General features: G+C 68.7%; 12 protein-coding genes. 4 read left to right on the top strand and 8 right to left on the bottom strand.

Translation table 11 applies throughout. The features are described 5' to 3' along the window. Window positions 1-36 precede the first annotated feature (36 nt). Window positions 37-1,428 (bottom strand): LVIVD repeat-containing protein, encoded by a 1,392-nt coding sequence (locus tag ACIBG8_RS23020; RefSeq protein ID WP_397344953.1) that lies wholly within the window; start codon window positions 1,426-1,428, stop codon window positions 37-39. Window positions 1,429-1,591: 163 nt separating this feature from the next. On the opposite strand from ACIBG8_RS23020, the gene ACIBG8_RS23025 reads away from it, so the two are divergent. Continuing rightward, entirely contained in the window at window positions 1,592-2,224 is a 633-nt protein-coding gene (locus ACIBG8_RS23025; RefSeq protein WP_397344954.1) for a DUF305 domain-containing protein, read from the top strand. Here the strand turns inward: ACIBG8_RS23025 and ACIBG8_RS23030 are convergent. Both ACIBG8_RS23030 and ahcY read right to left on the bottom strand, forming a co-directional pair. Continuing rightward, complete coding sequence (locus ACIBG8_RS23030; RefSeq protein WP_397344955.1) at window positions 2,221-3,459, bottom strand: adenosylhomocysteinase; 1,239 nt, start codon at window positions 3,457-3,459, stop codon at window positions 2,221-2,223. The two genes, ACIBG8_RS23025 and ACIBG8_RS23030, sit on opposite strands and share 4 nt — an antisense overlap. Before the next feature lie 64 nt (window positions 3,460-3,523). Further along, a complete protein-coding gene (ahcY, locus tag ACIBG8_RS23035) occupies window positions 3,524-4,951 on the bottom strand; it encodes an adenosylhomocysteinase (protein WP_397344956.1) in 1,428 nt (475 codons plus the stop codon). 100 nt (window positions 4,952-5,051) lie between these two features. On the opposite strand from ahcY, the gene ACIBG8_RS23040 reads away from it, so the two are divergent. The 3 genes from ACIBG8_RS23040 to ACIBG8_RS23050 are packed head-to-tail and all read left to right on the top strand — an operon-like array spanning window position 5,052 to window position 7,071. Next, window positions 5,052-5,387 carry a MerR family DNA-binding transcriptional regulator gene (locus ACIBG8_RS23040; RefSeq protein ID WP_397344957.1) on the top strand — a complete coding sequence of 112 codons (336 nt, stop codon included), beginning with the start codon at window positions 5,052-5,054 and terminating at the stop codon, window positions 5,385-5,387. Further along, entirely contained in the window at window positions 5,384-5,854 is a 471-nt protein-coding gene (locus ACIBG8_RS23045) for a GerMN domain-containing protein (protein ID WP_397344958.1), read from the top strand. The genes ACIBG8_RS23040 and ACIBG8_RS23045 overlap by 4 nt, the downstream gene beginning before the upstream one ends. Window positions 5,855-5,898: 44 nt before the next feature. Next, window positions 5,899-7,071 carry a sensor histidine kinase gene (locus tag ACIBG8_RS23050; RefSeq protein WP_397344959.1) on the top strand — a complete coding sequence of 391 codons (1,173 nt, stop codon included), beginning with the start codon at window positions 5,899-5,901 and terminating at the stop codon, window positions 7,069-7,071. Window positions 7,072-7,228: 157 nt separating this feature from the next. Here ACIBG8_RS23050 and ACIBG8_RS23055 read toward each other — a convergent pair whose 3' ends face one another. From ACIBG8_RS23055 to ACIBG8_RS23075, 5 genes are all read right to left on the bottom strand, one after another. Beyond that, a complete protein-coding gene (locus ACIBG8_RS23055) occupies window positions 7,229-8,149 on the bottom strand; it encodes a cation diffusion facilitator family transporter (protein WP_397344960.1) in 921 nt (306 codons plus the stop codon). A gap of 44 nt (window positions 8,150-8,193) precedes the next feature. Beyond that, on the bottom strand, window positions 8,194-9,276 hold the full coding sequence (locus tag ACIBG8_RS23060) for an SIS domain-containing protein (RefSeq protein ID WP_397344961.1): 1,083 nt from the start codon (window positions 9,274-9,276) through the stop codon (window positions 8,194-8,196). Next, entirely contained in the window at window positions 9,273-9,440 is a 168-nt protein-coding gene (locus ACIBG8_RS23065; RefSeq protein WP_397344962.1) for a Trm112 family protein, read from the bottom strand. The genes ACIBG8_RS23060 and ACIBG8_RS23065 overlap by 4 nt, the downstream gene beginning before the upstream one ends. Further along, window positions 9,437-10,789, bottom strand: a complete 1,353-nt coding sequence (locus tag ACIBG8_RS23070) for a phosphomannomutase/phosphoglucomutase (RefSeq protein WP_397346161.1) — start codon at window positions 10,787-10,789, stop codon at window positions 9,437-9,439. The genes ACIBG8_RS23065 and ACIBG8_RS23070 overlap by 4 nt, the downstream gene beginning before the upstream one ends. A 152-nt stretch (window positions 10,790-10,941) precedes the next feature. After that, a complete protein-coding gene (locus tag ACIBG8_RS23075; protein ID WP_397344963.1) occupies window positions 10,942-11,310 on the bottom strand; it encodes a DUF3499 domain-containing protein in 369 nt (122 codons plus the stop codon). Between the last annotated feature and the right edge of the window lie 86 nt (window positions 11,311-11,396).

The raw sequence follows: 11,396 nt of genomic DNA on the forward strand, positions 1-11,396 counted from the left end.
TAGGGGGTTGAGATCCCTGGGGGGGTTAAGGGGTGGTCAGTTGTGTCCGTGTCCGTAGCGGACCTGGGTCTGCGCGTTCAGACGGTCGAGCTTGACGCTCCGAGCCTGGTTCGTGCGCGGGTCGTTGAGCCGCAACACATCCAGCCCGAGGTTGAAGTCCGACCCGTAGATGTATCCGTTGTAGTAATAGGCAGACCAGAACCCACCATCCAGCGGCGGCGCGGTGTTGTCAGGCCCACGCTCGAAGTAGGCGATCTCCTCCGGGTGCGCCGAGTCCGTGAAGTCCACGACCGAGACACCACCCTGGTACCAGGCCTGGACCATGATGTCCCGCCCCTTGACCGGGATCAGCGACCCGTTGTGCGCCACGCAGTTCTCGGTGTCGTCCTGATGCCTGGGGATCTTGAAGTAGCTGCGGAACTGCAGCTGCCCACCCGCGATGTCGTAGTAGGCGTTCGCCCCACGGTTGGGCCCGATCGCCTCGTTGCAGGTCGCCCGCGTCCCCCCACCGAGCTCGTCGGTGAAGATGACCTTGGTCCCGTCGTTGTTGAACGTCGCCGAGTGCCAGAACGCGAAGTTCTGGTCGTCCCTGACCTGGGCCGTCACCCGCGGGTGCTCCCGGTCCGAGATGTCCATGAGGATGCCGTCACCCATGCAGGCGCCCGCCGCGATGTCCTTCTCCGGGTATGCCGTGATGTCGTGGCAGCCCGTCGTGGCCGAGGTGCGGTCGGGGTACGGCAGGCTCGGCTCGCCCGGGTTGCCCCCGTCCGGGAAGATCACCGGCGTCGAGACCACGGCAGCGGCAGCCGGGTTCGCCAGCGGCACCTTGATGATCGAGATCAGGTCGTGCGGCACGTTGCAGTCGGGGAAGGTCGCATTGGGGTTGTAGGAGGAGATGTAGAGGTAGACGTTCTGCCCCGTCTTGTCGGGGACCAAGGTGTTGGTGTGGGATCCACAGTTCGTCTCGACCGACTTGACGTACCGGGGGTTCGCCTTGTCGCTGACGTCGAAGATCCGGATGCCCTCCCACGACTCCTTGATCGACGCGCTCTGCGACGTGCTGTTGCACGAGTCGTTGTTGCGCGAGGAGTCGACGGACCCGAACAGCAGGTTGCCGTAGACGGACATGTCCATCTGGCCACCGGGACAGACCACCGAGCTGACCAGCGAGGTCTTCTTCGGGTGCCTGATGTCGTAGATGGAGAAGCCGGAGTAGTTACCGACGTAGGCGTAGTCGCCCTGGAAAGCCATGTCCGTGTGGATGTCGGCGAGCGCGGCCGGCTTGGGCACGTTGGTCACGTGCTCGAAGTTGGGGCTCATGACGATCTCACCCGGCGCCGGGATGTCCGCCGCCATGGCGGGCAGGCCGGTCGCGGCTAAGACGACTGCGGCGCCGAGCGCGGTGAGGGCTCTGCGGGGGGTGAACACTCAGATCCTCCTAAAGGGAACATAAATATACGCATCCTGACTCGGGAGTCGACAAAGAGCTAGGGCGCAATCTGTCAATTTTCATACGTATATGACCTCTTTGCACGGGTCGTCCCGGTGTTCTAGAGTGCGCACTCTCGACAGACCCGGTCAGGAGGATCAGGTGCGCGCCGCGCTCATCGTCATCGCGGGCACGGCGATTGCCCTCAGCGGGTGCTCAGCCGACCCGCCCCCGGCCAGGCAGGCTGACTCCACCGCGCCGGTGATCGCCCCTGGCAAGCCGGGCGAGGAAGCCAAGACGCTCTCGCCGGGCGAGGCTGCGACAGCCGTACCCCCCGACAAGGCCAACGCGGCCGACGTGACCTACGTCCAGGACATGATCGTCCACCACCGGCAGGCCATCGACATGGCGCTCCTCGCGCCGTCGCGGGCGCGGGCGGACAAGGTCAAGCGGATCGCCGCGCGCATCCAGGACGCGCAGGGGCCCGAGATCCAGTACATGACCTCATGGCTGGAGCAGCAGGGCCAGAAGGTGCCCGACCACCACGCGGGACACGAGGGAATGCCGGGCATGGCCACGCCCGAGCAGATGGAGCAGCTCAAGGCGGCCACCGGCGACGCGTTCGACCGGCTCTTCCTCACCCTGATGATCGCCCACCACCGGGGTGCGATCGAGATGTCCACCAAGGCCATCACCACCGGCTCCCACCAGCGGATCAACGAGCTGGCCACCGAGGTCGGCGTCGAGCAGACGGCGGAGATCCGCCGCATGCAGGACATCCAGGCGGCGCTCTAGGAGCCCACCCGCCACGAGTGCAGGTATTCCTCCTGCTCGTCCGTCAGCAGGTCGATCGAGATCCCGGTCGCGGCCAGCTTCAGCCTGGCCACCTCCACGTCGATCTCCTCGGGTACGTCGTAGACGCCGGGCAGCAGCCGCGACCGCTCACCGGCCAGCCAGGCCACGGCCAGCGCCTGGGCCGAGAACGACATGTCCATCACCGCGGCAGGATGCCCCTCGGCCGCGGTGAGGTTGACCAGCCGCCCCTCGGCCAGCAGCAGCAGGCGCCGCCCGTCGGCCAGCACGTACTCGTCGGTGTTGGGCCGCACCCCGCGGTGCACCTCGACGGCCAGGTCGTCCAGCGCGCGCACGTCGATCTCGACGTCGAAGTGCCCGGCGTTGGCCAGGATCGCGCCGTCCTTCATGAGCACCAGGTGCTCGCCGCGGATCACGTCGCGGTTGCCGGTGACGGTGATGAACAGGTCGCCGGTGAGCGCCGCCTCGTCCATCGGGCGCACCTCGTACCCCTGCAGCGTGGCGTCGAGCGCCTTCACCGGGTCGATCTCGGTGACGATCACCCGGGCGCCCAGCCCCTTGGCCCGCTCGGCCACGCCGCGCCCGCAGTAGCCGAACCCGGCCACCACGACCGTGCGGCCGGCCAGCATGAGGTTGGTGGCGCGCATGACGCCGTCGAGCGTGGACTGCCCGGTGCCGTAGCGGTTGTCGAACATCCGCTTCGTCCGCGTGTCGTTGACCGCCACGACCGGGAAGCGCAAAGCGCCCTCCGCGGTCATCTGGCGCAGCCTGATGATGCCGGTCGTGGTCTCCTCGCAGCCGCCGCTGACGTGATCCAGCAGGTCGGTGCGCTCGGTGTGCAGGATGTTGACCAGGTCGCAGCCGTCGTCGAGCACGAGGTCGGGCCCGACGTCGAGCGCCTGGTGGATGTGCCGGTAGTAGGTGGCCCTGTCCACCCCCGCCCTTGCGTGTACGGCGATGCCGTACGTGCCGAGCGCCGCGGCGACGTCGTCCTGCGTGGACAGCGGGTTGGACGCGGCCAGCGCGATCTCCGCCCCGCCCGCCTTCAGCGCGCCCATCAGCACGGCGGTCTCCGCGGTCACGTGCAGGCAGGCAGCGATCTTCAGCCCCTCCAGGGGCCGCTCGCCGGCGAACCGCACGCCGATGGCCGACAACACGGGCATGGACCGCCCGGCCCAGGCGATGCGCTTCTCTCCTGCCTCAGCCAACCCGTCCATTTATCCCCTTTACCCAGAAGAGCCCCGCACGGCCGCGCGGGGCTCTCTCGCTACCGGAAGTAGATCAGTAACGGTAGTGGTCGGGCTTGTACGGGCCCTCGACATCCACGCCGATGTACTCGGCCTGCGCCTTGGTGAGCTCGGTGAGCTTCACGCCCAGCGCGTCGAGGTGGAGGCGGGCGACCTTCTCGTCGAGGTGCTTGGGCAGCACGTAGACGCCGATCGGGTATTCGTCGGTCTTGGTGAACAGCTCGATCTGCGCGATCACCTGGTTGGTGAAGCTGTTCGACATGACGAAGGAGGGGTGCCCGGTGGCGCAGCCCAGGTTCATCAGGCGGCCCTCGGCGAGCACGATGATCTGCTTGCCGTTCGGGAACTTCCAGGTGTGGACCTGCGGCTTGACCTCGGACTTCTCGATGCCCGGGATACGCGCGAGCCCGGCCATGTCGATCTCGTTGTCGAAGTGGCCGATGTTGGAGACGATCGCGTTGTGCTTCATCTTCGCCATGTGGTCGGCGGTGATGATGTTGAAGTTGCCGGTCGTCGTCACGAAGATGTCGACCAGGTGCACGACCTCGTCGAGCGTGGTGACCTGGAAGCCGTCCATGGCCGCCTGCAGGGCGCAGATCGGGTCGACCTCGGTGACGATGACGCGGGCGCCCTGGCCCTTGAGCGCGTCGGCGCAGCCCTTGCCGACGTCGCCGTAACCGGCCACGAGGGCGACCTTGCCGCCGATGAGGACGTCGGTGGCGCGGTTGAGACCGTCGATGACGGAGTGGCGGCAGCCGTACTTGTTGTCGAACTTCGACTTGGTGACCGAGTCGTTGACGTTGATCGCCGGGAACAGCAGCGTGCCCGCCTTGAACATCTCGTACAGGCGGTGGACGCCGGTCGTGGTCTCCTCGGTGACGCCCTTGATCTGCGAGGAGATCTTGGTCCACTTCTTCTCATCGGTGACCGTGCGCTTGAGCAGGTCGATGATGATGTGCCACTCCTCCGGGTCGTCCTCGGTGGCGGAGGGTACGACGCCGTTCTTCTCGTACTCGGTGCCCTTGTGGACCAGGAGCGTGGCGTCGCCGCCGTCGTCGAGGATCATGTTCGGGCCCTCGCCGCCGGGCCAGGTGAGCGCCTGCTCGGTGCACCACCAGTACTCCTCCAGCGTCTCGCCCTTCCAGGCGAAGACCGGGATGCCCTGCGGGTTGTCCGGGGTGCCGTTGGGGCCGACGGCCACGGCCGCGGCCGCGTGGTCCTGGGTGGAGAAGATGTTGCAGGAGACCCAGCGCACCTCGGCGCCGAGCGCGACCAGCGTCTCGATGAGGACGGCTGTCTGGATGGTCATGTGCAGGGAGCCCATGATCTTGGCGCCGCGGAGGGGCTGCGAGGCCGCGTACTCCTTGCGCACCGACATGAGGCCGGGCATCTCGTGCTCGGCGAGCAGGATCTCCTTGCGGCCGAAGTCGGCTAGTGAAAGGTCGGCGACCTTGAAGTCCATCTGTTTACCCCTCGCATCACGTCGTTGTCGCGTTGAGTTTAGGCGCGACTTGACCAAGGTCGCATCTCCAAGTGCTCGAAACTGACGTAAGAATGTAAGAATGCGAATCACCGAGGCCGCAAAGCGGCTGGGGATGTCTCCGCGAATGCTCCGATACCGGGAGGCACTGGGCCTCCTGCCGCCCGTCAGGGAGCGCGGCGCCCACCGCCGCTTCGGCGACGAGGAGCTCGCGGCCGTGGCCCAGGGCGTGGAGCTGGAGCGGCGCTTCGACATCTCCCCCGCCGAGCTGGCGTTCGCGCTGCGGGTGATGAGCGAGCCCGCGGCGGCTCAGGCCGTACGGGAGTTCGGGTTGCGGATCGGGCGCATCCAGGCCCCGAGAAGAGCCCTCGACTTCGAGAAAGAAAAAGCGCTCCGGCTGTTGTCCAACAGACCATGAAGGAACTCATGATGGCCGCCGTCCTCGCGCTGTCGCCCGTCTCGACCCCCACCACCGTCAAGGTCTACTTCTCGGCCGACCAGGAGATCCCCGGCAAGGTCGTCGCCGTCGAGAGGAAGGCGCCGCACGGCGGCGTCGCCAGGTTCGCCGTCGAGCAGCTCATCAAGGGCCCCACCCAGGCGGAGAAGCGGCGCGGCCTGCACTCGGAGCTGACCGGGCGGATCCGCGGCCGGTCAGACTGCGGCGCCGACTTCCAGCTCAAGATCAGGTCGGGTACGGCGACGCTGCGTTTCTGCCGCACGGTCTGGGGCTCGGGCGTCGGCGGCGACGCGCGTGCCCTGCACAGCATCGACGCGACGCTCAGGCAGTTCCCGTCGATCAAGAAGGTCATCACGCTCGCCAAGGACGGGCGCTGCCTGTTCGACGAGACGGACGCGGGGACTTCGTGCATCACCGGGCACGAGTAAGTCACTCGAAAGAGTGACGCTGACCTGCGGGTAGCCTCGCCACTATGGCAGCCATGGACACGAGCCTCAACAACGCATGGGCCTACGTCAGGGGCTTGCCACAGGCGGACCTCGTCATCGCGGCCGCCCTCGCCTTCGTCGGCCTGGTGCAGCCGGGATACGGCGCGCCGCTGCCCGCGCACCTGCTGGGGGTGCTGCTCGCCACCCTGCCCCTCGCCCTGCGGCACCGCCAGCCGTACATCGCGGTGTTCCTCCCGCTCACCGGGCCATTCCTGCTCGTGTCGACCGGCGAGAGCGTGTTCACCATGCCCGTCGCGGTCTACCTGGCGGGAATGCTCTGCTTCTACACGCTCCTGCGCCAGCTCAGCAGGCAGCAGGCTTGGCTGCTCGGCATCCTGGCGGCCTTGGGCTGGCTCGCGGTGGCGGCGTTCGACACCCTGCGCGGCGGGCTGACCCTCGACCTCGGCGACCTCCTCGGCACCCTGTACGGCTCCGCGTTCTACCTCGGCGCGGCCGTGGCATCGGTGGTGATCACGCTCGTCAGCGACCTGCGGCGCACCCGCACCGAGGTGACGCAGGCCAAGGCCGTCAACGTGGAGACGCTGCGCGAGCAGGCGGCCATGGCGGAGCGGGCCAGGATCGCCCGCGAGATGCACGACGTCGTGGCGCACTCGATCTCCATGATCGCGGTGCGCGCGGAGTCCGCGCCGTACACGCTCGACAACCTCGGCGACGCGGCCAAGGAGGAGTTCGCCGAGATCGCCGCCGACGCCAGGACGACGCTCAGCGAGATGCGGCGGCTGCTCGGGGTGCTGCGCGCCGACGTCAAGACCACGCCGGAGACCGCGCCGCAGCCGGGGCTGGCCAGGCTCGGTGAGCTGATCCAGCAGCACGACGGCGAGGTGGACCTCGACGTGGTCGGCGAGCAGGCGTCGCTGCCGCAGGCGGTCGACGTGTCCGCCTACAGGATCATCCAGGAGTGCCTGGCCAACGCCAGGAAGCACGCTCCCGGGTCGCGGGTGTCGATCGAGATCGCCTATCGCCCCGGGCTGCTGGCGATCCGCGTCGCCAACGACGGGCCGCCCGCCACGGTCGCCGAGGGCGGGCACGGGCTGATCGGCATGCGCGAGCGCGCCCTGTCCATGGGCGGCTGGTTCAACGCCGAACCCATCGCTGGCGGCGGCTTCCTGGTCAAAGCGGGCCTCCCCCTGGAGTGAAGGACCTGGCGCGCCGGGCAAGGCCATACCGGCGCGCCTTGAAACCACGCCCGGCGCCGGACGCCCCGCTGTTGCGGCGCGCACCCCGTCCGGCGCGTGCCATGAAAGAAGGACGGCCACCCGCGTCGGCGGGTGGCCGTCCCCTGGCCTGCCGTACTTACTTGGTCGTAGCCCTGTCCAGGTCGGGCTCCAGATAGATGACCCTGGCGATCGGTACGGCGGCGCGGATGCGCTGCTCCGCCTCGTCGATCCCCCGGGCCACCTGGGCAGCCGTGTCGTCGTGGTCCACCGCGATCTTGGCGGCCACCAGGAGCTCCTCGGGGCCCAGGTGCATCGTCTTCATGTGGATGACCCGCGCCACCTCCGGCGCGTCCTCCAGAGCCTTGCGGATCTGGTCCTCCACCTCGGGTGTAGCCCCCTCGCCCAGCAGCAGCGACTTCGTCTCGATCGCCAGGATGACCGCGATGATCGCCAGCAGCACGCCGATCATCAGCGTGCCGATGCCGTCCCAGACGCCGTTGCCCGTGACGACCGCCATCGTGACGCCGAACAGCGCGAACACCAGACCGAGCAGCGCGCCCAGGTCCTCCAGCACGATCACCGGCAGCTCCGGCGACTTGGACCTGCGGATGAACGACACCCACGACTGCTTGCCGCGGACGAGGTTCGACTCCTTGATCGCGGTGCGGAACGAGAAACCCTCGGCGATGATCGCGAAGATCAGCACGCCGAACGCCCAGGCCGGGGAGTCGAGCGGGTGCGGGGTGATGATCTTCGTGACGCCCTCGTACAGGGAGAAGGCCGCACCGATCGTGAACAGCACCACGGCGACCACGAAGGCGTAGAAGTAGCGCTCACGGCCATAGCCGAACGGGTGGGACTTGTCGCCGACCCGCTGCGCCCGCTTGCCGCCGATGAGCAGCAGGAGCTGGTTGCCCGAGTCGGCCACCGAGTGGATGCCCTCGGCCAGCATCGACGAGGAACTGGTGAAGAACGCCGCCACGAACTTCGCTACCGCGATCGCCAGGTTCGCGGACAACGCCGCGATGATCGCCTTAGTGCCGCCGTTCGCGCTCACCGGTCTACTCCACTCAATAGCTCTGCAAATCCCGAAGTGGGATCTTATTGGGAAATTCTGGCGGCAAGCTCAGTGATCGCCGACACCGGGGTCGGGTCGATGCCGTAGCCGAGCGCCAGGTAGGCGCTGGCGTAGTCGCCCAGCTCGATCAGCGTGGCCAGCCGCTCGACCGGGTGCTCGCCCTGCGTGGCCAGCTCGGTGACCGGCACGCCGCGGTCCTGCGCCATCCGCATGGCCGCCTCGCGCCGCCTGGCCACCCGCGGGTGCTCGTCCACGTCGCGCAGCAGCACCAGGCGCAGCGCGCGCTCCGCCGTGTCGGCGAAGATGTCGCGCTCGGCGAACGGCCCGTCGAACAGCGACACTCCGGGCACGTCGCCGAGGAGCGCCGGATATTTCGCGTTCATCTCCAGCTGCGCGGCCATCCGCTCGGCGGCCACGGCGGCGACCGGCGAGGAGCCCCAGATCATCGGCACGCTCTCGGCCAGCTCCATGGCCAGTGTCTTGCCCGGGTTGATGAACGACTCGCTGGACGGCCTGCACCGGTGCGCGACGTCCTCCAGCGACTTCGCGACGTTCTCGAACAGGTCGGCGCCCGCTTCCACGAGCCGGAGCGACGCCGCGGCCATGATCAGCGGTACGGCGAGCAGCCACAGGTTCGCCCGCTCCTGCCCCGTGACGGGCACCGGCACGAACAGCCCTGACCCCTGCGTGGCGATCGCGTTCAGCGGCGAGTCCGGCTTGCCGACGGCCAGCAGGAACGCGCCCCGCCGTACGGCCTCGGAGGCCACGGCCAGCGACTCCTCGGCGTCCGAAGCGGCGATCACCAGGTCGGCGGCGCCCACCCAGCCGGGCAGCGCGTGCGAGCGCACGGTCACGAGCGGGATCGGCGTGCCGCGCCCGCAGACGGCGGCCAGCAGGTCGCCGGCGATCGCCGCCGTGCCCACCCCGGCCACCGCGACGGCCCTGGGCCTGAGCTGCTCGGCCACCCCGGCGACGCCGCCCTCGACGGCGCTGCGGTAGCCGGTGCGCACGTGCGCGGCCGCCGAGGCGATGGCGGGCAGCATGCCACCCGCGTCGGCCTCGCTCAGATAGGTCTGATCGTCGAGCCGGTCCGGCTCGAAGTTCACGGCCGCCTGGCCTCGTCGACGAGCAGCACCGGGATGTCGTCGCGCACGGGATAAATCAGGCCGCAGGACGTGCAGGCCAGCTCGTCGGCTTCGAGGTCGGCGCGCAGCGGGGACTTGCACGCCGGGCAGGCCAGGATCTCAAGCAGCCAGTCGTCGATCTTCACTTCGCATCTCCTCTTACGACGGCGAGGACTTCGTCCCTGATCGCCGTCATCGTGCTCTGCTCCGCCGCTTCGGCGTTCAGCCTGAGCAGCGGCTCGGTGTTGGACGCTCGAAGATTGAACCACCACCCGGACCCCGTGACGGTCAGGCCGTCCAGCTCGTCGAAGGTTCCGCGATCGGCGAACACCCGCCGGACCGCCCCGAGCGCCGCGCCCTGGTCCGGCACCGTGCTGTTGATCTCGCCTGACGCGTGGTAGCGCGAGTAGGAGGACAGCAGCTCCGACAGCGGCCCGTCCTGCTCGCCCAGCGCGGCCAGCACGTGCAGGGCGGCCAGCATGCCGGAGTCGGCGAACCAGAAGTCGCGGAAGTAGTAGTGGGCCGAGTGCTCGCCACCGAAGACCGCGCCGGTGCGGGCCATCTCCGCCTTGATGAAGGAGTGGCCGACCCTCGTGCGCTCCGGCTTGCCGCCGTGCTCGGTGACGATCTCGGGGACGGCGAGCGAGGTGATCAGGTTGTGGATGATCGTCGAGCCGGGGTGCTTGGCCAGCTCGCGCACGGCCACCAGGGCAGTGATCACGGACGGCGAGACGGACTCGCCGCGCTCGTCGACCACCCAGCAGCGGTCGGCGTCGCCGTCGAAGGCCAGCCCGATGTCCGCGCCGGTCTCCAGGACCGCCTTCTGCAGGTCGCGGATGTTGTCCGGTTCGAGGGGGTTGGCCTCGTGGTTGGGGAAGGTGCCGTCGAGCTCGAAGAAGAGCGGCGTCAGCTCCAGCGGCAGCCCGTCGAAGACGGCGGGGACGGTGTAGCCGCCCATCGCGTTGCCCGCGTCGACGACGACCTTCAGCGGGCGGATCGCGCTCAGGTCGACCAGCGTGCGCAGGTGGTCGGCGTAGCCCTGCAGCAGGTCCTTCTCGACCACGCTGCCGGTCGGCTCGCCGAGGTCGGTTCCCAGGAGTTCGGCCGCCCTGTCGCGGATCGCGGTGAGCCCGGTGTCCGTACCGACGGGGACGGCGCCCGCGTGGCACATCTTCATGCCGTTGTACTGGGCCGGGTTGTGGCTCGCCGTGAACATGACGCCGGGCAGGTCGAGCGAGCCGCTGGCGTAGTAGAGCAGGTCGGTGGAGCCCAGCCCCGCGTCGATGACGTGCACGCCCCTGGAGACGGCGCCGCGGATGAAGGCCCTGGACAGTGGGACGGACGACTCGCGCATGTCGTGCGCGACGACGCAGGACTCGGCGCCCGTGACCTCGGCGAAGGCAGCACCCACGGCCTCGGCGGCAGCCTCGTCGAACTCGTCAGGCACTACGCCACGTACGTCGTAAGCCTTGAAGATCCTGGCGAGATCGCCCACCTGCTTGTGGCGCCGCTCCGCGTCGCTGCTCGTTCGCTCGGACCCGGTCTCTTCCCTCGTCACTCCGGTCGCTCCGCTCCCTGCGTTCCTCAGTCCAGAGACCGGCGCTCACTCGCGGCTCCGCCCTAGGTCGACTGCTGGTAACCCCGACCCTACCGGTCGCGCTGCTGCTGGGCGGACCTCAGGACACGCAGATGGCCGCGACGGCCGACCTCGACACCTTGACCGACGGGCTCCTGGCCGCCGGACGGGGTGGGCCTGGCCGCCTCCCTGACGGCGTTGGCGAGCGCCTCGAGGTCGTCGGAGCTGGGCGAGCTCCCGTCGGTGGGCAGGCGCACGACCTCCCACCCGCGGGGGGCGGTCAGCCGCTCGGCGTGTTCTGCGCACAGGTCATAGCAGTGTGGCTCGGCGTACGTCGCCAGGGGGCCCAGAACAGCGGTCGAATCGGCGTATACGTACGTGAGCGTGAAGACGGCAGCCTGGCTGCAGGCGGTGCGGGAACAGCGGCGGACGGGGCTCACGGAGGGACCGTATCTGCTAAGCGTGCCAGGCGCCACTACCTGAGCGCTCTTAACGAGCGTGTCGCCACAATTCGGACACCTGTCAC

Origin of the sequence: Nonomuraea sp. NPDC050556 (genome assembly GCF_044457355.1) — a bacterium.
In the GTDB taxonomy this organism is placed as follows: domain Bacteria; phylum Actinomycetota; class Actinomycetes; order Streptosporangiales; family Streptosporangiaceae; genus Nonomuraea.